Genomic DNA, 24783 nt, shown 5'->3' with positions numbered 1-24783 from the left:
TTCGCCTCAGTTTGACCCGCCTGGAATCCCCTCATGTCCGACCGCCTGACCCTGCTGCGTCCCGACGACTGGCATATTCATCTTCGCGATGGTGCCGTGTTGACCAATACCGTTGCCGATGTTGCGCGCACGTTTGGTCGCGCCATCATCATGCCCAACCTGGTACCACCGGTGCGCAACGCCGCTGAAGCCGACGGCTATCGCCAGCGGATTCTCGCTGCCCGCCCGGCCGGCAGTCGCTTTGAGCCGTTGATGGTGCTGTACCTCACCGACCGCACCCAGCCCGAAGAAATTCGCGAGGCCAAGGCCAGCGGTTTCGTGCACGCCGCCAAGTTGTACCCGGCCGGCGCCACCACCAATTCGGATTCTGGCGTCACCAGCATCGACAAGATCTTCCCGGCAATCGAGGCCATGGCCGAAGTCGGGATGCCGTTGTTGATTCACGGCGAAGTCACCCGTGGCGATGTCGATGTGTTCGACCGCGAAAAAATCTTCATCGATGAGCACATGCGTCGTGTGGTCGAGCGTTTCCCGACGCTCAAGGTTGTTTTCGAACACATCACCACCGCCGATGCCGTGCAGTTCGTCAACGAGGCCCCGGCCAACGTTGGCGCGACCATCACCGCACATCACCTGCTGTACAACCGCAACCACATGCTGGTGGGCGGGATTCGGCCGCATTTCTACTGCCTGCCGATCCTCAAGCGCAACACCCACCAGGAAGCCCTCCTCGACGCCGCCACCAGCGGCAGCGCGAAGTTCTTCCTCGGCACCGACTCGGCGCCGCACGCCCAGCACGCCAAGGAAGCCGCTTGCGGCTGTGCTGGCTGCTACACCGCGTACGCCGCCATCGAGATGTATGCCGAAGCGTTTGAACAACGTAATGCGCTGGACAAGCTCGAAGCGTTCGCCAGCCTCAACGGCCCGCGTTTCTATGGCCTGCCGGTGAACACCGATCGCATCACCCTGGTTCGTGACGAATGGACCGCCCCAACCAGCCTGCCATTTGGCGAGCTGACCGTTATCCCGCTGCGCGCCGGTGAAAAACTGCGCTGGCGCCTGCTGGAGGAACACGCGTGAGTGAAGACCATTTCGACGACGAACTGGACGGTCAAAGTGGCGGAGGCGGTTCCCGTCACCCAATGGCAGCACGCTTTCGCGGCTACCTGCCGGTTGTCGTCGACGTAGAAACCGGTGGCTTCAATTCGGCCACCGATGCGTTGCTGGAGATTGCCGCGACCACCATCGCCATGGATGAAAAGGGTTTCGTTTATCCGGATCACACCTACTTCTTCCGTGTCGAGCCGTTCGAAGGCGCCAACATTGAAGCGGCGGCACTGGAGTTCACCGGGATCAAGCTGGACCACCCGCTGCGCATGGCTGTCAGCGAAGAGACGGCACTGACTGACATCTTCCGTGGCATCCGCAAGGCGCTGAAAGCCAACGGCTGCAAGCGCGCGATTCTGGTCGGCCACAACAGCAGCTTCGATCTTGGCTTCCTCAATGCCGCCGTTGCGCGACTGGACATGAAGCGTAATCCGTTCCACCCGTTCTCCAGTTTCGACACGGCGACGCTGGCCGGTCTGGCTTACGGCCAAACCGTACTGGCGAAAGCCTGTCAGGCGGCCGACATCGATTTCGACGGTCGTGAGGCGCACTCCGCGCGTTACGACACCGAGAAAACCGCTGAGCTGTTCTGCGGCATCGTCAATCGCTGGAAACAGATGGGCGGCTGGGAAGACTTCAACGACTGATCCTCGTCGATCTACCGCTCATAAAAAAACCGGCCACTTGGGCCGGTTTTTTTGTACCTCAAACGTTGCGCCTTACAGGGCAGCAGCGTTCTCGGTCAGGTAAGCAGCAACGCCTTCTGGCGAAGCGTTCATGCCTTTGTCGCCTTTTTTCCAGTTGGCAGGGCAGACTTCGCCGTGCTCTTCGTGGAATTGCAGAGCGTCGACCAGACGGATCAGCTCTTCCATGTTACGGCCCAGTGGCAGGTCGTTGATGATCTGCGAGCGGACAACGCCTTTGTCGTCGATCAGGAATGCGCCACGGAAAGCCACGCCGCCTTCGGATTCAACGTCGTAAGCCTTGGCGATGTCGTGCTTCATGTCGGCAGCCATGGTGTATTTCACCTGGCCGATGCCGCCATTGTTCACTGGGGTGTTGCGCCAGGCGTTGTGGGTGAAGTGCGAGTCGATCGACACAGCGATCACTTCAACGTTGCGTGCCTTGAAGTCAGCCATGCGGTTGTCCAGAGCGATCAGCTCGGACGGGCAGACGAAGGTGAAGTCCAGTGGGTAGAAGAACACCAGGCCGTATTTGCCTTTGATGGCCGAGGACAGGGTGAAGCTGTCAACGATCTCGCCATTGCCGAGTACGGCCGGGACGGTGAAGTCTGGGGCTTGTTTGCCTACGAGTACGCTCATTGATATCTCCTGGTGTAGAAACTTGAAGTTCAGGGTCCGGGCCAGCCTGCCACCCTCAGGCGACAGCCCTGTGACACGAACCCCCTTCGCAAGGGCCGACCATCATACACTGCGTTTTTGACCTGTCCTTAACGGTTTTTTGCAGTTTGCCGATCACAAGGCTGCATTTACGGGGCCAGGCAGATCGCCAGTAATCACCGTTCGTCAGTCACGCGCCAATCTGGTGAAAAGGCCTCGCAAAGCACTTTGACAATCATTCTCGTTATTATTAAGATCCATCGCAATTGAGTCACAACCAGCGACGGTTCTCACTTATGTATGTTTGTCTCTGCACTGGCGTCACCGACGGACAGATCCGCGAAGCGATCTATGAAGGTTGCTGCAGCTATAAAGAAGTCCGCCAGGCCACCGGCGTCGCCAGCCAGTGCGGCAAATGTGCCTGCCTTGCCAAGGAAGTGGTTCGCGAAACCCTGACCAAGCTGCAAACCGCCCAGGCCGCGATTCCTTATCCGGTAGAATTTACTGCTGCGTAATTACCCCTATTTCAAAGAACCGGACTTATGTCCGGTTTTTTTATGCCTGTAAATCAAGCGCTTAGGCTCCAGACGCGGAACACAAACATTCTTATTCCGATTAATTTTCATATATTATTCAATAACTTAGGTTTGACACTTATAAATACGAAGCTCAAACTCCGCCTTATATACAGCTATTACAGGGCAGGACTCCGATCATGAAAGGCGACATTACAGTCATCCAGCATCTCAACAAGATCCTTGCCAATGAGCTGGTCGCGATCAATCAATACTTTCTGCATGCGCGCATGTATGAAGATTGGGGCCTGAACAAGCTGGGCAAGCACGAGTACAAAGAATCCATCGACGAGATGAAGCACGCGGACAAGCTGATCAAGCGCATCCTGTTCCTCGAAGGTCTGCCAAACGTGCAAGACCTGGGCAAGCTGCACATCGGCGAGCACACCCAGGAAATGCTGGAGTGCGACCTGCGTATCGAGAAGACCGGCCACGCTGACCTGAAAGCCGCGATCGCCCATTGCGAAACCGTTGGCGACTTTGGCAGCCGTGAACTGCTCGAAGATATCCTCGAATCCGAAGAAGAACATATCGACTGGCTGGAAACCCAACTGGGCCTGATCGGTAAAGTCGGTCTTGAGAATTATCTGCAGTCGCAGATGGGCGAAGAGTGATCTAACACTCGCCAGATTCAAGACATTAAAAAGCCCCGCCCTCTTTCGAGGTGCGGGGCTTTTTATTGGCTGAAGATCAAAAGATCGCAGCCTCGTTTCACTCGACAGTTCCTACAGGGGAAGCGTCGTCGAATGAACCTGCGGGGAAGCAAAAAAGCTTGCTTCCCTACAAGCCGGTCAGGCTTCGGACTTGTTCGCAGCAGCGGCTTCGACAGCAGCCTTGATGGTGCTTTGCAGCGAACCGTCTGCCGACATCTCCGTCATGATATCGCTACCGCCGACCAGCTCACCGCCGACCCACAGTTGCGGGAAAGTCGGCCAGTTGGCGTACTTTGGCAGGTTGGCGCGGATTTCCGGGTTCTGCAGGATGTCCACGTACGCAAACTTTTCACCACACGCCATCACAGCCTGCGCAGCTTTCGCGGAAAAGCCACATTGTGGGGCATTCGGCGAGCCTTTCATGTAAAGCAGAATGGTGTTGTTGGCAATCTGCTCTTTAATCGTTTCGATGATATCCATGGAGCACCTCGGCTGAACTTTCCGACTCACGGGTCGGCACGGTGGCGCATTGTAACGGAATCCCGAGCGCCATGCTCGGTCTCCCCGACAGACATGCTCAAGCCGCCGCCACGGTCACCGGCACACCATTGAGCGCCGCGTTCCCGGACAACTCGTCGAGCTGGCATTCATCGGTCAGGTCGTTGGCGCTCGACCCCGGTTGACTGCTGGCGATCGCCATCTGCACGCCCGGACGCGCATGCCCCCAACCGTGCGGCAGGCTGACCACGCCTTTCATCATGTCGAGGCTGCCGAGCACTTCCACTTCAATCTGCCCGACCCGCGAACTCACCCGCACAAGTTGCCCATCATTTAGCCCGCGGCTGGCGAGGTCATCCGGGTGCATCAGCAACTGGTGACGCGGCTTGCCCTTCACCAGACGGTGATAGTTGTGCATCCACGAATTGTTGCTGCGCACATGCCGGCGGCCAATCATCAAAAGCTCATCGGCGGCCGGCGCCTGCAAGGCGGCGAACCGCGCCAGGTCAGCGAGGATCTCTGGCGGCGCAGCCTGTACGCGTTGACTCGGCGTTTTCAGGCGCGCGGCCAGATTAGGCTTCAACGCGCCCAGATCTATTCCATGGGGATGGTCAAACAGCGTCGCCAGCGACAGTTTTTGCTCGGCGGCATCGCCGTACATGCCCATGCGCAGGCCCATGTCGATCATCTTCGCCGGCGGCATGGTCGGCTTCAATTCCTTGCCGGTTTTCTCGGCGAAGGCCTTGGCCAGACCGACAAAGATTTCCCAGTCATGCAGCGCGCCCTCGGGCTTGGCGAGGATCGCGCGATTGAAACGGGTGACGTTGCGCACCGCGAACAGGTTGAACGTGGTGTCGTAGTGATCGTTCTCCAGCGCCGAAGTCGACGGCAGAATCAGGTCGGCATAACGTGTGGTTTCGTTGATGTACAGGTCGATGCTGACCATGAACTCCAGACCGTCCAGCGCTTGTTCGAGTTGTCGACCATTGGGCGTCGACAGCACAGGATTGCCGGCCACGGTGATCAGCGCACGGATCTGTCCTTCACCTTCGGTGAGCATCTCTTCAGCCAGCGCCGACACCGGCAGTTCGCCGCCGTATTCAGGGCGCCCGGAAACACGGCTTTGCCATTTGTTGAAATGCCCGCCCGAGGTCGACGCCACCAGATCCACTGCGGGCTCTGTGCACAGCGCCCCGCCAACGCGATCCAGATTGCCAGTGACCAGATTGATCAACTGCACCACCCAGTGGCACAACGTGCCGAACGCCTGAGTGGAAACGCCCATCCGCCCATAACACACCGCACTCGGTGCGGCGGCGAAGTCGCGGGCCAATTGGCGGATTTGCTCGGCGGGCACCGCGCACAACGGGCTCATGGCTTCGGCGGTGAACGTCGAAACGGCCGCGCGCACTTCGTCCAGGCCATCCACCGGCAAATGACTGTCGCTGGTCAATCCCTCGCTAAACAACGTGTTGAGCAAACCAAACAACAACGCAGCATCGCCCCCGGGACGCACGAACATATGTTGATCGGCGATTGCCGCCGTTTCACTGCGTCGCGGATCGACCACCACCACTTTGCCACCACGTGCCTGAATCGCCTTAAGGCGTTTTTCGACGTCGGGCACCGTCATGATGCTGCCGTTCGAGGCGAGAGGATTGCCGCCCAGGATCAGCATGAAATCGGTGTGATCGATGTCGGGGATCGGCAGCAGCAAGCCGTGGCCGTACATCAGGTAACTGCTGAGGTGATGGGGCAGTTGATCGACCGATGTCGCGGAATAGCGGTTACGGGTTTTCAACAGTCCGAGGAAGTAATTGCTGTGGGTCATCAGCCCATAGTTGTGCACGCTCGGGTTGCCTTGGTACACAGCCACTGAATTCTGCCCATGCCGCTCCTGGATCGCTGCCAGGCGCTCGGCCACCAATGCAAATGCCTCGTCCCACTCGATCGGCAGCCATTCGCTACCGACACGGCGCATTGGCTGGCGCAGCCGATCAGGATCGTTCTGAATGTCTTGCAGGGCCACGGCCTTGGGGCAGATGTGCCCACGGCTGAAGGTGTCGAGGGCATCGCCTTTGATCGAGGTAATCGCGACAGCGCCATCGGTTTCGGTGGTTTCGATGGTCAAGCCGCAAATGGCTTCACACAGGTGGCAGGCACGGTGATGGAGAGTCTTGGTCATGGCCAGTCTCTGTTTTGTTCTGGGCAGGCAACAACGCCTGCGGGAACAAAACTATGGCCCGTGTGCCGACACGGCGCCAGCGACGTTCGTCTTGTGAATCGGCGGCCATCAGGCGAGCCGATAGCCCGACGCGATCAATTGATCGGCAGAGAGGGTGGCGGCGCCAACTGGATTTCCTGAATGGTTTCGATCTGCTCGTGGGCGATGTGCACGCCGGTGAGTTCGCCGATCAGGCGCCAATGCTCATCGAGCCCGGCACTGATGGTCGCCATGCGATCAATCATTTGACGGCTGGCGGCCTTGACCACTTCGTCCTCGCTGCGCAGCAGTTCGAAGGACATCGAGGTCATTGAAGCGGTGAGATGGGTCAAGGAGCGAGCCGTGTGGCCCAGCAAATCCATTAACAGTTGTTCTTTCGATTCCATGCGGAGGCTTCCTGCGTCGCTCGAAGGCTATTTATAACTCAGCACTTTGCTTTAGCAAATGTTTCCACGCGAACATCCGACCAAGCGATTGCGCGATCACCCGATATTAAAGCGACCAGCGTGGCGCCATACCCGCCACGCCTGATTGCCAAGCCCGGTAAGGCCAGTGTACAAAGAGGTTCGCTGCTGTCCTGAACCCGGCTTCAAATGCGCGACTGCAACTTGCCGTCCGCCCTCCGAATCCCGCAAAAACCGTAGCCTATTGGAAAAACGCGACATTTAATGTCAATATCGCGCCTTCCCCTATTTCGTCGCCCTGTGCGGCTTACGCCGCAGGTCTCGCCCGTTGTTCCGATAAACAAGGCTTTGAGCATCTGCGGTTTGTAGCAAAAGGTAGTCAATGATGAGCGCAAGGCACTTTCTCTCCCTGATGGATTGCACGCCCGAAGAGCTGGTCAGCGTGATCCGTCGAGGCGTTGAGCTCAAGGACCTGCGTAACCGCGGCGTACTGTTCGAGCCTCTGAAAAACCGCGTGCTGGGGATGATCTTCGAGAAATCCTCGACCCGCACCCGGATCTCGTTCGAGGCCGGCATGATCCAGCTCGGCGGCCAGGCGATCTTTCTTTCGCCGCGCGACACGCAACTGGGCCGTGGCGAGCCGATCGGCGACTGCGCCATCGTCATGTCGAGCATGCTTGATGCGGTGATGATCCGTACTTTCGCCCACAGCACTCTCACCGAATTTGCCGCCAACTCGCGCGTACCGGTGATCAACGGCCTGTCCGATGACCTGCACCCGTGCCAGTTGCTGGCCGACATGCAGACTTTTCTTGAGCATCGTGGCTCGATCCAGGGCAAGACCGTGGCCTGGATCGGCGACGGCAACAACATGTGCAACAGCTATATAGAAGCGGCGATCCAGTTCGACTTCCAGTTGCGCATCGCCTGCCCGGAAGGCTACGAGCCCAACCCGGAATTCGTCGCCAAGGCCGGCGATCGCGTGACCATCGTCCGCGATCCAAAGGATGCCGTGCGCGGCGCACACCTGGTGAGCACCGACGTCTGGACCTCGATGGGCCAGGAAGAGGAAACCGCCAAACGCCTCAAGCTGTTCGCACCGTTCCAGGTCAACCGTGCCCTGCTCGACCTCGCGGCCGAGGACGTGCTGTTCCTGCATTGCCTGCCCGCGCACCGTGGCGAAGAAATCAGTCTCGACCTGCTGGATGACCCGCGCTCCGTCGCTTGGGATCAGGCAGAAAACCGTCTCCACGCACAGAAGGCCCTGCTCGAGTTCCTCGTCGAACCGGCATATCACCACGCATGAGCCATGAATTACTGCTGAACCTGCGCAACCTCGCTTGCGGCTATCAGGACCAACGTGTGGTGCAGAACCTCAATCTGCACCTCAACGCCGGTGACATCGGTTGCCTGCTCGGCTCGTCCGGCTGCGGCAAGACCACCACCCTGCGCGCGATTGCCGGTTTCGAACCGGTGCACGAAGGCGAAATCACCTTGGGCGGCGAGACTATTTCCAGCGCCGGTTTCACCCTGGCGCCGGAGAAACGCCGGATCGGCATGGTGTTTCAGGACTACGCACTGTTTCCGCACCTGAGTGTCGCGGACAACATTGCCTTCGGCATTCGCAAGCACCCGAACAAGGCGCGCGTAACCGAAGAGTTGCTGGAACTGGTCAACCTGAAGAACCTCGGCAAGCGCTTCCCGCACGAGCTGTCCGGCGGCCAGCAACAGCGCGTCGCCCTCGCCCGTGCCTTGGCGCCAGAACCGCAATTGCTGCTGCTGGACGAACCCTTCTCCAACCTCGATGGCGAGCTGCGGCGCAAGCTCAGCCACGAAGTGCGCGACATCCTCAAGGCCCGTGGCACCAGCGCGATTCTGGTGACCCACGACCAGGAAGAAGCCTTTGCCGTGAGCGATCACGTCGGCGTTTTCAAGGAAGGTCGACTGGAGCAATGGGACACGCCGTACAACCTGTACCACGAACCGGCCACCCAGTTTGTAGCCAGTTTTATCGGTCAGGGCTACTTCATTCGCGGCCAGCTCGCCAGCCCGGAATCGGTGCAAACCGAACTCGGCGAACTGCGCGGTAATCGGGCTTATACCTGGCCGATTGGCGGCGCGGTGGATGTGTTACTGCGTCCGGATGACATCGTGTATGCGCCGGATAGCGCGCTGAAGGCGCAGATTGTCGGCAAGACATTTCAAGGCGCATCGACGCTGTATCGCCTGCAACTGCCGACCGGTGCACAACTTGAGTCGATTTTCCCGAGCCACGCCGATCATCATGTCGGTGCTGAGGTAGGCATTCGCGTTGCGGCCGAACACCTGGTGCTGTTCCAGGCCTCGGGCAGCACGGTCGCGCAGATTCCAGCGGTGGAAAACGGCGTTCGGCGCTACAGCACTGCTCTCTGAAGATCAAAAGATCGCAGCCTTCGGCAGCTCCTACAGGGATCAGTGTAGGAGCTGCCGAAGGCTGCGATCTTTTAGCTTTTAACCGAGGATCAAGGTGCCGCTGGCAACCAGCGTCGCATTGCCGCCAATCTTCACTCGCTCGCCTTCCTGCCGACAAAACAACTCCCCGCCCCGCGCCGAGCGCTGGCAAGCGGTCAGGCTCGATTTGCCCAGACGCTTCGACCAGTAAGGGATCAGGCTGCAATGAGTCGAACCGGTCACCGGGTCCTCATTGATACCTATCGCCGGGGCGAAATAACGCGAGACGAAATCGTGCTGGTTGCCGCGTGCGGTGACGATAGCGCCCAGCCACGGCAGTTTGGCCAACGCGACCATGTCCGGCGTGCAATCGAGCACCGCCTGCTCCGATTCCAGGACCACGAACAGTTCGTTGGAGCCCAGCACATCCACCGCCTCGACACCCAGCGCACGCTCGACATCCAGCGTCACACCAATCTCTGACGGCACAATCGACGGGAAATCCAGCCATAAGCGGCCATCCTGACGACTGACGCTCAGCGGCCCGGACTTGCAAGTGAAGTCGATACGTTCGGCTTCTTCCTTGTAGATCTCGAACAGCACGTAAGCGCTGGCTAGCGTCGCGTGACCGCATAACGGCACCTCGGTGGTCGGAGTGAACCAGCGGATATGCCAGACCTGACCTTCGCGCACCAGAAACGCAGTTTCCGCAAGATTGTGTTCGGCAGCGATTTTCTGCATCAGCTCATCGGCGAGCCACGCATCGAGCCGATAAACCATTGCCGGATTGCCACTGAACGGCCGATCACTGAACGCGTCAACCTGATGAAACTCGAGCTGCATAACCTTCTCCCTAAGTCAGTTGAAAGAGCATGCAACCAGGCTGAAATCAGCGCCAGTGACAGATCCGGCGAATTTTCTTCATACAGCGCGAGTGAATGTCACGCGCGGCCAATATCGGCAAATTTCGCCTGGGTGTGTTCGGCAAGTACTGCAGGCGCCAACTCGACTTCCAGCCCTCGCCGACCGGCGCTGACATAAATAGACGCAAAACCCTGAGCTGAATGATCAATAAAGGTGCGCAGGCGCTTTTTCTGCCCCAAAGGGCTGATACCACCCAACAAATACCCTGTGGAACGCTGAGCCGCGGCCGGGTCTGCCATCTCGACTTTTTTCACGCCAGCGGCATGGGCCAAGCCCTTGAGGTCGAGGCTTCCGACGACCGGCACCACCGCCACCAGCAATTCGCCTTTTTCACTGGCCGCCAGCAACGTCTTGAACACCTGCGCGGGCTCGAGGCCAAGCTTCTCTGCGGCCTCCAGCCCATAGGACGCGGCCTTCGGGTCATGTTCGTAACTGTGCACGCGATGTTCGGCACGAACTTTTTTCAACAAGTCCAACGCAGGGGTCATGGCAACTCCAGGCTCGGCAGTGACAGGAAAATGCTGCCCCGGATTCTAGGCGATCACTCCAGGCTTTCACAGCGCAAAGGCTCTATTCCAAGCCACGTTTCCCGTGGCTTGCAGGCTTTTCGAACTCGTCGCTCTGCGCCGATGCAGAAGGATCATTCACAACGCGAATAGTTACATTGTGACCGACAGTTCACTTTCGACCTTTGACAGGTTTGTTTCTTGTCTATATTTTTTCGAATCTGAATAATGTAAGAATTGCGGTCATCGCAGCACCCAGCAGTAACCGGGAACAGGATGGGGATCCTGCCTCGGGGAAAATCGCGCCTTGCCCTGTCGGCAACGCGCCAGACAACAACAAAAATCGAGGTTTTCAATGACAACTGCTTTACAGCAACCATCGCTCTCAGGCCAATGCATGGCCGAGTTCCTGGGTACTGCCCTCCTGATCTTCTTCGGCACCGGTTGTGTCGCCGCGCTCAAAGTCGCGGGCGCCAGCTTCGGCCTGTGGGAAATCAGCATCATCTGGGGCGTCGGCGTGAGCATGGCGATCTACCTCACTGCAGGTGTTTCCGGCGCGCACCTGAACCCGGCCGTCAGCATCGCCCTGACAATCTTCGCCGACTTCGAAAAGCGCAAACTGCCGTTCTACATCCTCTCGCAAATTGCCGGCGCCTTCTGCGGTGCGCTGTTGGTTTACACGCTGTACAGCAACCTGTTCTTCGATTTCGAACAAACCCATCAAATGGTTCGTGGCTCGGCCGCCAGCCTTGAGTTGGCGTCGGTGTTCTCCACATTCCCGAACCCGGTACTGTCCACCGCCCAAGCGTTCCTGGTCGAGATGATCATTACCGCGATCCTGATGGGCGTGATCATGGCCCTGACCGATGACAACAACGGCTTGCCGAAAGGCCCGATGGCACCGCTGCTGATCGGTTTGCTGATTGCGGTGATCGGCAGTTCGATGGGCCCGCTGACCGGTTTTGCGATGAACCCGGCGCGTGATTTTGGTCCGAAACTGATGACTTTCTTCACAGGCTGGGGTGAAATTTCCTTCACTGGCGGCCGTGACATTCCGTATTTCCTGATTCCGATTTTTGCACCGATTGTCGGTGCCTGCCTCGGCGCTGCCGGGTATCGCGGGCTCATCGCCCGTCACCTGACCGGCGCCACACCTGCTACAAAGGATGCAGAACCGGCCATTGACGGCAAACCAAGAACTTCTTGAAACAGTCGGCGCAGGTTCCTGCCCTATAGAACCTGCGCCACGGCCCACTCTCCCTTATTTCGTCCAAGGCAATCGACATGACCGACATTCAGAATAAGAACTACATCATTGCCCTCGATCAGGGTACGACCAGCTCCCGCGCGATCATTTTCGACCGCGATGCGAACGTGGTCTGCACCGCGCAGCGCGAATTCGCCCAGCATTACCCGCAAGCCGGTTGGGTCGAACACGACCCGATGGAAATTTTCGCCACCCAGAGCGCAGTGATGGTCGAAGCGCTGGCCCAGGCCGGTCTGCATCACGATCAGGTCGCCGCCATCGGTATCACCAACCAGCGTGAAACCACGGTGGTCTGGGACAAGACCACCGGCCGTCCGGTCTACAATGCCATCGTCTGGCAGTGCCGCCGCAGCACCGAGATCTGCCAGCAGCTCAAGCGCGATGGCCACGAAGAGTACATCCGTGACACCACAGGTCTGGTCACCGACCCGTACTTCTCTGGCACCAAATTGAAGTGGATCCTCGACAACGTCGAAGGCAGCCGCGAGCGTGCGCGCAACGGCGAATTGCTGTTCGGCACCATCGATAGCTGGCTGATCTGGAAATTCACTGGCGGCAAGGTGCACGTCACCGACTACACCAACGCCTCGCGCACCATGCTCTTCAACATTCACTCGCTTGAGTGGGACGCGAAGATGCTGGAGATCCTCGACATCCCGCGCGAAATGCTCCCGGAAGTGAAAGCTTCCTCTGAAATCTATGGCCGCACCAAAAGCGGCATTGCCATCGGCGGTATCGCTGGCGACCAGCAAGCGGCGTTGTTCGGCCAGATGTGCGTCGAGCCGGGCCAGGCGAAAAACACCTACGGCACTGGCTGCTTCCTGCTGATGAACACCGGCGACAAAGCGGTGAAATCCAAGCATGGCATGCTCACCACCATCGCTTGCGGCCCGCGTGGCGAAGTCGCTTATGCGCTGGAAGGTGCGGTATTCAACGGCGGTTCGACCGTGCAATGGCTGCGCGATGAGCTGAAAATCATCAACGACGCTCACGACACCGAATACTTCGCCAACAAGGTCAAGGACAGCAACGGCGTGTACCTGGTGCCGGCCTTTACCGGTCTCGGCGCTCCGTACTGGGACCCGTATGCCCGTGGCGCGCTGTTCGGCCTGACTCGCGGCGTGCGCGTGGATCACATCATCCGCGCCGCGCTGGAATCGATCGCCTACCAGACTCGAGACGTCCTCGACGCCATGCAACAGGACTCCGGCGAACGCCTCAAAGCCCTGCGCGTAGACGGCGGCGCGGTGGCGAACAACTTCCTCATGCAGTTCCAGGCCGACATCCTCGGCACGCAGGTCGAGCGCCCGCAAATGCGCGAAACCACGGCACTGGGCGCTGCGTATCTGGCAGGTCTGGCGTGCGGCTTCTGGGGCAGCCTGGATGAACTGCGTGGCAAAGCGGTGATCGAGCGTGAGTTTGAACCGAGCCTGGACGAAGTAGAAAAAGAGAAGCTGTACAAAGGCTGGAAAAAAGCCGTCAGCCGCACCCGTGACTGGGCGCGCGAGGACGCTGAATAAGCCAGTCTGAGGACTGACTAAAGCTGGAAACTGGTCGGGAGGAGATTCCTGCGGCATCATGGGCAAATTTTGCACGGCAGCCCAAAGGAAGCCCCATGAATCTGCCTCCCCGTCAGCAGCAAATCCTCGAGCTGGTCCGCGAACGCGGCTATGTGAGCATCGAGGAAATGGCCACGCTGTTCGTTGTTACCCCGCAAACCATCCGCCGCGATATCAATCAGCTTGCGGAAGCCAATCTGCTGCGTCGTTATCACGGCGGCGCTGCCTATGATTCCAGCGTCGAAAACACTGCCTATGCGATGCGCGCCGATCAGATGCGCGATGAAAAACAACGCATCGGTGAAGCCATCGCCGCACAGATTCCCGATCATGCCTCGCTGTTTATCAACATCGGCACGACCACCGAGTCGATTGCCCGCGCCCTGCTCAATCACAACCACCTGAAAATCATCACCAACAACCTGCACGTGGCGTCGATGCTCAGTGCCAAGGATGATTTCGATGTGCTGCTGACCGGTGGCAATGTCCGTCGCGATGGCGGTGTGGTGGGTCAGGCGAGTGTGGATTTCATCAATCAGTTCAAGGTTGATTTTGCGCTGGTCGGGATCAGTGGTATCGACGAGGACGGCAGTCTGCTCGACTTCGATTATCAGGAAGTCCGGGTTTCGCAGGCGATCATCGCCAATGCACGCCAGGTGATTCTGGCGGCGGACTCGAGCAAGTTCGGACGTAACGCGATGATCCGGCTCGGGCCGATCAGCCTGATTGATTGCCTGGTGACCGACCAGCAACCGGTGCCGGCATTGGCGCAGTTGTTGAGCCAGCACAAGATTCGGCTGGAAGTGGTTTAACCCCCCCAAAGATCAAAAGATCGCAGCCTTCGGCAGCTCCTACATGGGTTCACTTAACCCTGTAGGAGCTGCCGAAGGCTGCGATCTTTTGCTTTTAATGTTCGAAAATTTTCCTTTCCCAGCCCTTCGATGAGTTTTTTCAATCGAATGCGACTGGCTGTGCGCGTGTTTATGGGCTACCATTTTCGCAAATGAACATTAATGTTCGAATTCAAATATAGAAAATCACAAGAGCCCGAGGCCAGCCGATGTCCACATCTACCTTGCGTACGCCCCCTATCTCCGAGATCTACGATATCGCCGTCATCGGTGGCGGGATCAATGGGGTGGGGATCGCAGCGGATGCCGCCGGTCGCGGTCTCTCGGTGTTCCTTTGCGAAAAGGATGACCTCGCCAGCCACACCTCGTCGGCCAGCAGCAAGCTGATCCACGGTGGTCTGCGCTATCTCGAACATTACGAGTTCCGCCTGGTGCGTGAAGCGCTGGCTGAACGTGAAGTGTTGCTTGCCAAGGCACCGCACATCGTCAAGCCGATGCGCTTCGTGCTGCCCCACCGTCCGCACCTGCGTCCAGCGTGGATGATTCGTGCCGGTCTGTTCCTTTACGACAACCTCGGCAAGCGCGAAAAACTCGCAGGTTCGCGCAGTCTCAAGTTCGGCGCCGACAGCGCACTGAAAAGCGAAATCACCAAAGGCTTCGAATACTCCGACTGCTGGGTCGACGACGCCCGCCTCGTGGTCTTGAACGCCATGGCTGCACGGGAAAAAGGCGCCCATGTGCACACCCAGACTCGCTGCGTCAGCGCCCGCCGCGCCAAAGGCTTGTGGCATCTGAATCTTGAGCGTGCCGACGGCAGCCTGTTCTCGATCACCGCCAAAGCACTGGTAAACGCCGCGGGTCCGTGGGTTGCCAAGTTCATTCGCGACGACCTGAAGATGGAATCGCCATACGGCATCCGTCTGATTCAGGGCAGCCACGTCATCGTGCCGAAGCTCTATGAAGGCGAACATGCGCACATTCTGCAAAACGAAGATCAGCGCATCGTTTTCACTATTCCGTACCTGAACCACTTCACCTTGATCGGCACCACCGACCGCGAGTACACCGGCGATCCAGCCAAAGTGGCGATCACCGACGGCGAAACCGATTACCTGCTGAAAGTGGTCAACGCTCACTTCAAGAAGCAAGTCAGCCGCGACGACATCCAGCACAGCTACTCGGGTGTGCGTCCGCTGTGCAACGACGAATCCGATAACCCGTCGGCCGTGACCCGCGATTACACCTTAGCGTTGTCGGGTGGCGGTGAAGAAGCACCGCTGTTGTCAGTATTCGGCGGCAAGTTGACCACCTACCGCAAACTCGCCGAGTCGGCGATGGCGCAGTTGATGCCGTACTTCACCCAGATGCGCCCGAGTTGGACGGCTTCGGCCACCCTGCCCGGCGGCGAAGACATGACCACCCCGCAGGCCTTGAGCGCGTTGATCCGCGACAAGTTCGACTTCGTGCCAACCGAGATCGCCCGCCGCTGGTCCACCACCTACGGCAGCCGCACCTGGCGCATGCTCGAAGGCGTCGAAACCCTCGCCGACATGGGTGAGCACATTGGTGGCGGGCTCTACACCCGCGAAGTGGATTACCTGTGCAGCGAGGAATGGGCAACGACGGCGCACGACATTTTGTGGCGCCGCAGCAAGCTGGGGTTGTTCACCACACCCGCCGAGCAGGAGAAACTGGCGGCTTACTTGGGCAAGGTTGAGCAGAATCGCAAGATTGAAGCGGCTTGATCATCTGATCAGCGTTTGAACGAAAGCCCCTGGATTGTGAGATTCAGGGGCTTTTTCGTATATCGGGAAGACACTATCCCCTGTAGGAGTGAGCCTGCTCGCGATCGCAATACATCCGTCACAAATAAGTTGCCTGGTCTGACGCTATCGCGAGCAGGCTCACTCCTACAGGAATGCGTTCGGATTTCCGAACGCGACCTGTTAGTCAATTCGGTTAACCGGATCAGCCACACCACAAAAATTCGCCACAAAAGTTTAATAGCTTTATAAATCATATAGTTAGGCATTCGCGACTGGTATGGCACGACTCATGCTCTACACTCTCTCGACGAATGCCTGTTGTGCCAACACTTCAGGAGCCGTCAGGCATTCGAAGCACAAAAGGGCCGACAAACTGGCTCCATAAAAAAAACAATGTCGAGGAAAATTTGATGCGCATCGTTCCCCATATCCTGGGCGCAGCCATTGCTGCCGCTCTGATCAGCACGCCAGTTTTCGCAGCCGAACTCACCGGCACCCTGAAGAAGATCAAAGAGTCCGGTGTCATCACCCTGGGCCACCGCGATGCCTCCATCCCGTTTTCCTACATCGCTGATGCCTCCGGCAAACCGGTCGGCTACTCGCACGATATCCAGCTGGCCATCGTCGAAGCGATCAAGAAAGACCTCGACCTTCCAAACCTGCAGGTCAAATACAACCTGGTGACCTCGCAAACCCGTATTCCGCTGGTGCAGAACGGCACCGTGGACGTCGAGTGCGGCTCCACCACCAACAACGTCGAGCGTCAGCAGCAGGTTGACTTCTCCGTCGGCATCTTCGAAATCGGTACCCGTCTGCTGTCCAAGGTTGACTCCAAGTACAAGGATTTCGACGACCTCAAAGGCAAGAACGTCGTGACCACCGCCGGCACCACGTCCGAGCGCATCCTCAAGGCGATGAATGCCGACAAGCAGATGGGCATGAACGTCATCTCCGCCAAAGACCACGGTGAATCCTTCCAGATGCTGGAATCGGGTCGTGCCGTTGCGTTCATGATGGACGACGCACTGCTGGCCGGCGAAGCGGCCAAGGCCAAGAAAGCCACCGACTGGGCCGTGACCGGTACTCCACAGTCCTACGAAATCTACGGCTGCATGATGCGCAAAGGCGACGAGCCGTTCAAAAAGGCTGTGGATGACGCCATCAAGGCGACCTACGCATCGGGCGCGATCACCAAGATCTACGACAAGTGGTTCATGGCGCCGATCCCACCAAAAGGCCTGAACCTGAACTTCCCGATGAGCGACGAGCTCAAGGCCCTGATCGCCAATCCGACCGATAAAGCGGCTGACGACAAGAAATCCTGATTTCTGACTAACCTTTTCTCCTGAAGGGGCTCGGCCCTTTCAGGAGTTTGTCACTCCCTGCTGGCACATTCTGGAAACACTCGAACCGGTGGCTGTCGAGCCGATCGCGTGTGCCTGATCTTCACGATCAGAGGGAACGGAGTTTCCCAGGCGGGCACTTGTATATCGATCGAATCGAGGGGAGACCCTAATGAATTACAACTGGGACTGGGGCGTGTTCTTCAAGTCCACCGGCGTGGGCAGCGAGACCTATCTCGACTGGTTCATTTCCGGTCTAGGCTGGACCATCGCCATCGCCATCGTGGCCTGGATCATCGCTCTGCTGCTGGGCTCGATACTGGGCGTCATGCGCACCGTGCCGAACCGCATCGTATCGGGCATTGCGACCTGCTACGTCGAGCTGTTCCGTAACGTGCCACTGCTGGTTCAGCTGTTCATCTGGTACTTCCTGGTGCCCGACCTGCTGCCGGCGGACCTGCAAGAGTGGTACAAGCAGGACCTCAACCCAACCACTTCGGCTTACCTGAGCGTAGTCGTGTGCCTGGGTCTGTTTACCGCCGCGCGTGTTTGCGAACAAGTGCGTACCGGCATCCAGGCGCTGCCGCGTGGCCAGGAATCGGCCGCCCGCGCCATGGGTTTCAAGCTGCCGCAAATCTACTGGAACGTGCTGCTGCCCCAGGCCTACCGGATCATCATTCCGCCGCTTACCTCGGAATTCTTGAACGTCTTCAAGAACTCCTCCGTGGCCTCGCTGATCGGGCTGATGGAGCTGCTCGCGCAGACCAAACAGACCGCCGAGTTCTCGGCCAACCTGTTTGAAGCGTTCACCCTCGCTACCCTGATTTATTTCACCCTGAACATGAGCCTCATGCTGCTGATGCGCGTGGTCGAGAAGAAAGTTGCCGTGCCCGGCCTGATCTCCGTGGGGGGTAAATAATGGAATTTGATTTCAGTGGCATCGTCCCGGCCATTCCCGGTTTGTGGAACGGCATGGTGATGACCCTCAAGCTGATGGCGATGGGCGTGGTGGGCGGGATCATTCTCGGCACCATCCTGGCGCTGATGCGTTTGTCCTCGAGCAAACTGCTGTCGCGGGTTGCCGGCGCCTACGTCAACTATTTCCGTTCGATCCCGCTGCTGCTGGTCATCACCTGGTTCTATCTGGCGGTGCCGTTCGTGCTGCGCTGGATCACCGGCGAAGACACCCCGATCGGTGCGTTCACCTCGTGCATCGTCGCGTTCATGATGTTTGAAGCGGCTTACTTCTGTGAAATCGTCCGCGCCGGTGTGCAGTCGATTCCCAAAGGTCAGATGGGCGCTGCGCAAGCGCTGGGCATGAGCTACGGGCAGATGATGCGTCTGATCATCCTACCGCAAGCGTTTCGCAAGATGACCCCGCTGTTGCTGCAACAGAGCATCATTCTGTTCCAGGACACCTCACTGGTTTACACCGTGGGCCTGGTGGACTTCCTCAATGCCTCGCGCGCCAGTGGCGACATCATTGGCCGTTCCAATGAGTTCCTGATCTTCGCAGGTCTCGTGTACTTCACAATCAGCTTTGCCGCCTCGCTGCTGGTCAAGCGTCTGCAAAAAAGGTTCGCCGTATGATCTCTATCAAGAACATCAACAAGTGGTATGGGGACTTCCAGGTGCTGACTGATTGCAGCACCGAGGTCAAAAAAGGCGAAGTGATCGTGGTTTGCGGCCCGTCAGGTTCCGGCAAGTCGACCCTGATCAAATGCGTCAACGCGCTGGAACCGTTCCAGAAAGGCGACATCGTGGTCGACGGCACTTCGATTGCCGACCCGAAGACCAACCTGCCGAAACTGCGCTCGCGCGTGGGCATGGTGTTCCAGCATTTCGAACTGTTCCCGCACCTGACCATCACCGAAAACCTGACCATCGCGCAGATCAAGGTGTTGGGCCGCAGCAAGGAAGAGGCGACCAAAAAAGGTCTGCAACTGCTGGAGCGCGTCGGCCTGTCGGCTCACGCCCACAAGCATCCGGGTCAACTGTCCGGCGGTCAGCAGCAGCGTGTGGCGATTGCCCGTGCGCTGGCAATGGACCCGATCGTCATGCTGTTCGACGAACCGACCTCGGCGCTCGACCCGGAAATGGTCAACGAAGTGCTCGACGTGATGGTGCAACTGGCCCAGGAAGGCATGACCATGATGTGCGTGACCCACGAAATGGGCTTCGCGCGCAAAGTGGCTGACCGCGTGATCTTCATGGACGCCGGCAAAATCATCGAAGACTGCCCGAAAGAAGAGTTCTTCGGCGACATCAGCGCCCGCTCCGAACGCGCGCAGCACTTCCTTGAGAAAATCCTGCAGCACTAAAAGCAACACAGGCTTCCCCTGTAGGAGCTGCCGCAGGCTGCGATCTTTTGATTGTGAGTTTGAAGATCAAAAGATCGCAGCCTGCGGCAGCTCCTACAAGGGATCGCCATAGCTTGTTGTTGTGGTTGACCCAAGGCATCTGTGATGAAATGCGACCCCAATCTCTATCGCGCCGCGCCGCCATCACTTGCCGTGAAGCCCCGTCTGATTCGTCATCTGTTCCTGCCGCCACTGGTCATCGCCCTGATGGTCGGCCTGGGTTTTATCGGCTTCTGGACCAGTGAACATTTCGGCATCCGCAGCCTTGGCGAGAACGGCCAGCGTCAGCTGGAGTTGCACGCCCGCGCCGTCGAGAGCGAGATCAGCAAATACACCTACCTCCCCAGCCTGCTGGAGCTGGAAACCAGTGTCCCGCAATTGCTCGCCAACCCGACCCCGGAACACCGGCAAACGGTCAACGACTACCTTGAAGGCCTGAACCGGCGCAGCCGCAGTCGGGCCATCTACGTGATGGACACCACCGGCCGCGTAATGGCCACCAGCAACTGGCGCGATGTCGACAGTTATCTGGGCGAAGACCTGTCCTTCCGTGCTTATTTTCAGAAAGCCATACGCGGTGAACCCGGGCGCTTCTACGGCATCGGCAGCACCAACGGCGAACCCGGCTACTACCTCGCCCACGGCCTCGAAGAACACGGCAAGATCATCGGTGTCGCCGTGGTCAAAGTGCGCCTCGAAGCCATGGAAGAACGCTGGCAACGGGCGCGCCTGGAAGCGTTTGTCAGCGATGAAAACGGCATCATCATTCTGTCCAGCGATCCGGCCAGACGCCTTAAATCGGTCATCCCGCTGAGTGACGAAGTCAAAGAGAAACTCGCCCGCAGCTTGCAGTACTACTGGTTCCCGCTCACCGAGCTGCAACCGCTGGCTCGGGAAACCTTGTCCGAAGGCGTGGAAAAACTCACCTTCCCGGCCAACAGTGAAGTGCAGTCTGACGAAGACGACATCAGTTATCTGGCACAGACGCGGCCTCTTGGCGATACACCGTGGAATTTCACCCTGCTGACGCCGCTTCAGGATTTGCGCCGCGAAGCGATCAACCAAGGCATTCTGGTCGCTGTCGCATTTGCCCTGGTGGCGTTCTTGCTGATTGCCTGGAATGAGCGGCGCAAGGTCATCGCCACCCGTCTCGCCGCCCGCGAAGCCTTGCAGGAAGCCAACAATCAACTGGAGCGTCGGATTACCGAACGCACCGCCGACCTGCGTGCCAGCAACGACCGACTCAAGAGTCAGATCCGCGAGCGCAGGCAGGCTGAAGAGACGCTGCGCCGGGCCCAGGATGAACTGGTGCAGGCCGGCAAACTTGCCGCCATCGGCCAGATGTCCACGAGCATCGCCCACGAATTGAACCAGCCGCTGGCGGCGATGCGCACGTTGTCGGGCAACACCGTGCGTTTCCTTGAACGCGGTCAACTCGATGTCGCCAGCACCAATCTCAAAACCATCAACGACCTGATCGACCGCATGGGCCGGATCACCGCCAGCCTGCGTTCGTTTGCCCGACGTGGTGATAATCAGGGCCAGGCCAGCCTCGGCAAAGCCGTAGACGCGGCGCTGCAATTGCTCGGTGCACGCCTGGAGAATCCGGCGCTGCAACTGCACCGACAATTCATTGATGTGCAGCTGCACATCGACCAGACCCGCCTCGAACAGATTCTGGTCAACCTGATCGGCAACGCCCTCGACGCCATGCAGGCGCAATCGCTGCCGCAACTGTGGCTGGAAGGTGAAGAGTTCAATGGCAAATATCGCCTGCGCGTGCGCGACAACGGCCACGGTGTCGACGCCGAGGCGCGCAAGCATCTGTTTGAACCGTTCTTCACCACCAAGCCCGGCGAACAAGGCCTGGGCCTGGGCCTGACGCTTTCCGCCAGCCTCGCCGCCGCTACGGGCGGACATTTGGGTGTCGAACACCCTGGCGGCGGTGGCACCACCTTCGTCCTCAGTTTACCGTTGGTAAGCCCTACCCCTGCCGAGCCAATATGAACCAAGACCTCAGTGTATTGATCGTCGAAGACGACCCTCATGTGTTGCTCGGCTGCCAGCAAGCGCTGACGCTGGAAGACATCCCCAGCATCGGCGTCGGCAGTGCCGAAGAGGCGCTGGAGCGTGTCGGCGACAACTTTGCCGGTATCGTCATCAGCGACATTCGTCTGCCCGGTATCGATGGCCTGGAGCTGCTGACCCGGCTCAAGCAACGCGACCGCAGCCTGCCGGTGGTGCTGATTACCGGGCACGGCGATATCTCCATGGCCGTCGGCGCAATGCAGAAAGGCGCCTACGACTTCATGGAGAAACCGTTCTCGCCGGAGCGCCTGGTCGATGTTGCACGCCGTGCGCTGGAGCAACGCAGCCTCGCCCGCGAAGTCTCGTCGCTGCGTCGGCAACTGGCCGAGCGGGATTCGCTTGAAGGCCGGATCATCGGGCGCTCGCCGGCCATGCAGAACCTGCGCGAGTTGATCGCCAACGTCGCCGACACCTCGGCCAACGTCCTGATCGAAGGCGAGACCGGCACCGGTAAAGAACTGGTCGCCCGCTGCCTGCACGATTTCAGTCGGCGCCACAGCAAGCAGTTCGTAGCGCTGAACTGCGGCGGCTTGCCGGAGAACCTTTTCGAAAGCGAGATCTTCGGTCACGAGGCCAACGCGTTCACCGGCGCCGGCAAGCGCCGCATCGGCAAGATCGAACACGCCGACGGCGGCACGCTGTTCCTCGATGAAGTGGAAAGCATGCCGCTGCCGCTGCAAATCAAACTGCTGCGCGTTTTGCAGGAACGCACCCTCGAACGCCTCGGTTCGAACCAGAGCGTGGCGGTGGATTGCCGAGTGATTGCGGCGACCAAATCCGACCTCGACGAATCGAGCAAGGCCGGCGAATTCCGCAGCGACCTTTATTACCGTCTCAATGTGGTGACGCTGGAATTGCCACCGCTGCGCGAACGCCGCGAAGACATCCTGCAACTGTTCGAACACTTCACCCAGCAGTCGGCCCTGCGCTTCGACCGCGCACTGCCGGACATGGACAACCAGACCCTGTCGAACCTGATGAGCCACGACTGGCCGGGCAACGTGCGTGAACTGCGCAACGTCGCCGAGCGTTTTGCCCTCGGTTTGCCGGCGTTCAAGAAAACCGGTGCTGGCAGCGCGGGCCAGGGTTTGGCGTTTGCCGAAGCGGTGGAAGCCTTCGAACGCAACCTGCTCAGCGACGCGCTGCAACGCAGCGGCGGCAACCTGACCCAGGCCAGTCTGGAACTGGGCATGGCCAAGACCACGCTGTTCGACAAAGTCAAAAAATACGGGTTGAGCCACTGATGGATCTGTTGCTGAAAGCGGCACTCGGTGCCGCGGTTGTGCTGATTCTCGCAGCGCTGGCCAAGACGAAGAACTACTACATCGCGGGGTTGGTGCCGCTGTTCCCGACGTTTGCGCTGATTGCTCATTACATCGTCGGCAAGGGCCGCTCGGTTGATGACCTGAAGACCACCATCGTCTTCGGCATGTGGTCGATCATTCCGTACTTTGTGTATCTGGCGACGTTGTATGTGATGGTCGACCGGATGCGGCTGGAGGCTTCGCTGGCCGTGGCGGCGGTGGCGTGGTTGATGGCGGCGACGGTGTTGGTTTCGGTTTGGGTGCGCGTACATGGCTAACGTCTTCCCCTGTAGGAGCTGCCGAAGGCTCGGGCCATGATCGGACGATCTTTTGATCCTGACCTTTTAAAAACAAGATCAAAAGATCGCAGCCTTCGGCAGCTCCTACAGGGGGAACGCATTCCTGTGTGGGAGCGACGCGGCTACAGCAGATTACGCCCCACCACCGGCTCAATCTGCGCCCAATGCGAAGTGTCTTCACGGTGCGCCTGCAAATACGGCAATACCGCCGCCAGCAACGGTTCCTTGAACGCTTCCTGAAACCGGTGGGCCAGCCCCGGAATCAACTTCAACTGACTGCCGCGAATGTGCGCCGCCAAATGCACACCATGCATCACCGGCAGCAACGGATCGGCCGTACCGTGCACCACCAGCGTCGGCACGCGCAACTGGTTGAGCAGCGCCACCCGGCTCGGCTCGGCCAGAATCGCCATGATCTGGCGCTTGACGCCTTCCGGGTTGAACGCGCGATCGTAAGAAGCCGCCGCTTGACTCAGCAACGCCTGGCGATCATCGCTGACCGCCGGGCTGCCGAGCGCCGCAAGTAAATCCGCCTGCTGCTCCAGCGCCACCTCTCGGTTCGGTGCACCACGCCGCGCCAGCAATTGCACCAGCGCCGCGTTGGGTGCCGGCAAACCTTCGGCGCCGGAGCTGGTCATGATCAGCGTCAGACTTTCCACCCGTTGCGGCGCCATGGCCGCCATGTGCTGGGCAATCATCCCGCCCATGCTCGCACCGAGCACATGGAATTGCTCGACGTGCAGAGCCGTCATCAGGCCCAGCGCATCGTCGGCCATGTCGGTCAGGCTGTACGGCGCCGACACCGGCAGTCCGAGTTTGTAGCGCAGCACTTCAAAGGTCAGGTTGGCCTCCACCGGTGCCTGCCGCCAGGTCGATAAACCGACATCGCGGTTGTCGTAGCGAATCACCCGAAAGCCCTGCTGACACAGCGCCTCAACCACCTCATCCGGCCAATGGATCAACTGCCCGCCCAACCCCATCACCAGCAGCAATGCCGGATCCGACGCACGACCGATGCTCTGGTAGGCAAGGCTCACCTGCGCCAGATCGACCCGTTCGGTCGGTACATTCACATCACAGCGCGACGCCGCAGAAGCCGGCAAGCCGAACAAAAGCGCGGCCAGAACGGCCGCGATCGAGAAAAAAACCTTACCCATGGAAAAACACCGAAACGCAGAACCCCAGTAGAGCGCGAGTCTGATGAAGTTTGTACAAGCGCGCTGCCACAGTTCGATGACAGTTTGATGAAGAGTGCCGAGCGGTCGCCCGGCAATAACTATGTACC

General features: G+C 59.0%; 24 protein-coding genes. 17 read left to right on the top strand and 7 right to left on the bottom strand.

Annotation, left to right across the window (positions count from 1 at the left end):
* Nucleotides 1-33 precede the first annotated feature (33 nt).
* Together pyrC and rnt are read left to right on the top strand one after the other, a co-directional pair.
* Nucleotides 34-1080, top strand: coding sequence for a dihydroorotase (gene pyrC, locus ICA15_RS26160; protein ID WP_042560737.1), 1047 nt, complete (start codon nucleotides 34-36; stop codon nucleotides 1078-1080).
* Nucleotides 1077-1754: a ribonuclease T gene (rnt, locus tag ICA15_RS26155; protein WP_042560738.1), complete on the top strand. Its 678-nt coding sequence runs from the start codon at nucleotides 1077-1079 to the stop codon at nucleotides 1752-1754. The genes pyrC and rnt overlap by 4 nt, the downstream gene beginning before the upstream one ends.
* 72 nt (nucleotides 1755-1826) lie before the next feature.
* Here rnt and ICA15_RS26150 read toward each other — a convergent pair whose 3' ends face one another.
* Nucleotides 1827-2429: a peroxiredoxin gene (locus ICA15_RS26150; RefSeq protein ID WP_003227723.1), complete on the bottom strand. Its 603-nt coding sequence runs from the start codon at nucleotides 2427-2429 to the stop codon at nucleotides 1827-1829.
* Nucleotides 2430-2743: 314 nt separating this feature from the next.
* On the opposite strand from ICA15_RS26150, the gene ICA15_RS26145 reads away from it, so the two are divergent.
* On the top strand, nucleotides 2744-2962 hold the full coding sequence (locus ICA15_RS26145; RefSeq protein WP_003227725.1) for a bacterioferritin-associated ferredoxin: 219 nt from the start codon (nucleotides 2744-2746) through the stop codon (nucleotides 2960-2962).
* 200 nt (nucleotides 2963-3162) lie between these two features.
* Entirely contained in the window at nucleotides 3163-3636 is a 474-nt protein-coding gene (gene bfr, locus ICA15_RS26140; RefSeq protein WP_042560739.1) for a bacterioferritin, read from the top strand.
* A 177-nt stretch (nucleotides 3637-3813) separates the two neighbouring features.
* Here bfr and grxD read toward each other — a convergent pair whose 3' ends face one another.
* The 3 genes from grxD to ICA15_RS26125 all read right to left on the bottom strand — a co-directional run bounded on the left by grxD (nucleotide 3814) and on the right by ICA15_RS26125 (nucleotide 6783).
* The gene (gene grxD / locus ICA15_RS26135) at nucleotides 3814-4155 is read right to left on the bottom strand and encodes a Grx4 family monothiol glutaredoxin (protein ID WP_042560740.1); all 342 of its coding nucleotides are present in this window, start codon (nucleotides 4153-4155) and stop codon (nucleotides 3814-3816) included.
* Nucleotides 4156-4252: 97 nt separating this feature from the next.
* On the bottom strand, nucleotides 4253-6358 hold the full coding sequence (locus ICA15_RS26130; protein ID WP_210555026.1) for a molybdopterin oxidoreductase family protein: 2106 nt from the start codon (nucleotides 6356-6358) through the stop codon (nucleotides 4253-4255).
* A gap of 134 nt (nucleotides 6359-6492) precedes the next feature.
* Complete coding sequence (locus ICA15_RS26125; RefSeq protein WP_150592781.1) at nucleotides 6493-6783, bottom strand: hypothetical protein; 291 nt, start codon at nucleotides 6781-6783, stop codon at nucleotides 6493-6495.
* A gap of 403 nt (nucleotides 6784-7186) precedes the next feature.
* On the opposite strand from ICA15_RS26125, the gene argF reads away from it, so the two are divergent.
* Both argF and ICA15_RS26115 read left to right on the top strand, forming a co-directional pair.
* The gene (argF, locus tag ICA15_RS26120) at nucleotides 7187-8107 is read left to right on the top strand and encodes an ornithine carbamoyltransferase (protein WP_150601734.1); all 921 of its coding nucleotides are present in this window, start codon (nucleotides 7187-7189) and stop codon (nucleotides 8105-8107) included.
* The gene (locus ICA15_RS26115; RefSeq protein ID WP_150601735.1) at nucleotides 8104-9213 is read left to right on the top strand and encodes an ABC transporter ATP-binding protein; all 1110 of its coding nucleotides are present in this window, start codon (nucleotides 8104-8106) and stop codon (nucleotides 9211-9213) included. The genes argF and ICA15_RS26115 overlap by 4 nt, the downstream gene beginning before the upstream one ends.
* A 78-nt stretch (nucleotides 9214-9291) precedes the next feature.
* Here the strand turns inward: ICA15_RS26115 and ICA15_RS26110 are convergent, their stop codons facing one another.
* Together ICA15_RS26110 and ybaK are read right to left on the bottom strand one after the other, a co-directional pair.
* Nucleotides 9292-10074: a PhzF family phenazine biosynthesis protein gene (locus ICA15_RS26110; protein ID WP_210555025.1), complete on the bottom strand. Its 783-nt coding sequence runs from the start codon at nucleotides 10072-10074 to the stop codon at nucleotides 9292-9294.
* Nucleotides 10075-10172: 98 nt separating this feature from the next.
* Nucleotides 10173-10643, bottom strand: a complete 471-nt coding sequence (ybaK, locus tag ICA15_RS26105) for a Cys-tRNA(Pro) deacylase (RefSeq protein WP_150601737.1) — start codon at nucleotides 10641-10643, stop codon at nucleotides 10173-10175.
* 373 nt (nucleotides 10644-11016) lie between these two features.
* Here ybaK and ICA15_RS26100 point away from each other — a divergent pair, with 373 nt between their 5' ends.
* From ICA15_RS26100 to ICA15_RS26050, 11 genes are all read left to right on the top strand, one after another.
* Nucleotides 11017-11868: an MIP/aquaporin family protein gene (locus tag ICA15_RS26100; protein ID WP_150601738.1), complete on the top strand. Its 852-nt coding sequence runs from the start codon at nucleotides 11017-11019 to the stop codon at nucleotides 11866-11868.
* Between the two features lie 77 nt (nucleotides 11869-11945).
* Complete coding sequence (gene glpK / locus ICA15_RS26095; protein WP_042560749.1) at nucleotides 11946-13448, top strand: glycerol kinase GlpK; 1503 nt, start codon at nucleotides 11946-11948, stop codon at nucleotides 13446-13448.
* Nucleotides 13449-13543: 95 nt separating this feature from the next.
* Nucleotides 13544-14299 carry a DeoR/GlpR family transcriptional regulator gene (locus ICA15_RS26090; RefSeq protein ID WP_007916700.1) on the top strand — a complete coding sequence of 252 codons (756 nt, stop codon included), beginning with the start codon at nucleotides 13544-13546 and terminating at the stop codon, nucleotides 14297-14299.
* A gap of 248 nt (nucleotides 14300-14547) precedes the next feature.
* The gene (gene glpD / locus ICA15_RS26085; RefSeq protein WP_210555024.1) at nucleotides 14548-16083 is read left to right on the top strand and encodes a glycerol-3-phosphate dehydrogenase; all 1536 of its coding nucleotides are present in this window, start codon (nucleotides 14548-14550) and stop codon (nucleotides 16081-16083) included.
* Between the two features lie 431 nt (nucleotides 16084-16514).
* Complete coding sequence (locus ICA15_RS26080) at nucleotides 16515-17429, top strand: glutamate/aspartate ABC transporter substrate-binding protein (RefSeq protein WP_042560751.1); 915 nt, start codon at nucleotides 16515-16517, stop codon at nucleotides 17427-17429.
* Nucleotides 17430-17619: 190 nt separating this feature from the next.
* Nucleotides 17620-18366: an amino acid ABC transporter permease gene (locus tag ICA15_RS26075; RefSeq protein ID WP_095190466.1), complete on the top strand. Its 747-nt coding sequence runs from the start codon at nucleotides 17620-17622 to the stop codon at nucleotides 18364-18366.
* Nucleotides 18366-19037 (top strand): amino acid ABC transporter permease, encoded by a 672-nt coding sequence (locus tag ICA15_RS26070; protein WP_042560753.1) that lies wholly within the window; start codon nucleotides 18366-18368, stop codon nucleotides 19035-19037. The genes ICA15_RS26075 and ICA15_RS26070 overlap by 1 nt, the downstream gene beginning before the upstream one ends.
* Nucleotides 19034-19768, top strand: coding sequence for an amino acid ABC transporter ATP-binding protein (locus ICA15_RS26065; protein ID WP_042560754.1), 735 nt, complete (start codon nucleotides 19034-19036; stop codon nucleotides 19766-19768). Before ICA15_RS26070 ends, ICA15_RS26065 begins: the two co-directional genes overlap by 4 nt.
* A 144-nt stretch (nucleotides 19769-19912) precedes the next feature.
* Nucleotides 19913-21814: a sensor histidine kinase gene (locus ICA15_RS26060; protein WP_150616230.1), complete on the top strand. Its 1902-nt coding sequence runs from the start codon at nucleotides 19913-19915 to the stop codon at nucleotides 21812-21814.
* Entirely contained in the window at nucleotides 21811-23139 is a 1329-nt protein-coding gene (locus ICA15_RS26055; RefSeq protein WP_150601742.1) for a sigma-54-dependent transcriptional regulator, read from the top strand. Before ICA15_RS26060 ends, ICA15_RS26055 begins: the two co-directional genes overlap by 4 nt.
* A gap of 8 nt (nucleotides 23140-23147) precedes the next feature.
* The gene (locus tag ICA15_RS26050) at nucleotides 23148-23477 is read left to right on the top strand and encodes a GlpM family protein (RefSeq protein ID WP_181818525.1); all 330 of its coding nucleotides are present in this window, start codon (nucleotides 23148-23150) and stop codon (nucleotides 23475-23477) included.
* A gap of 143 nt (nucleotides 23478-23620) precedes the next feature.
* Here ICA15_RS26050 and ICA15_RS26045 read toward each other — a convergent pair whose 3' ends face one another.
* Nucleotides 23621-24655, bottom strand: a complete 1035-nt coding sequence (locus ICA15_RS26045; protein WP_210555023.1) for an alpha/beta fold hydrolase — start codon at nucleotides 24653-24655, stop codon at nucleotides 23621-23623.
* Nucleotides 24656-24783: the final 128 nt, after the last annotated feature.

The organism is Pseudomonas sp. P116 (genome assembly GCF_020149425.1).
In the GTDB taxonomy this organism is placed as follows: Bacteria; Pseudomonadota; Gammaproteobacteria; order Pseudomonadales; family Pseudomonadaceae; genus Aquipseudomonas; species Aquipseudomonas anatoliensis.
Note: the sequence above shows the minus strand (reverse complement) of the source record. Positions and strands in the feature narration are given on the sequence as shown.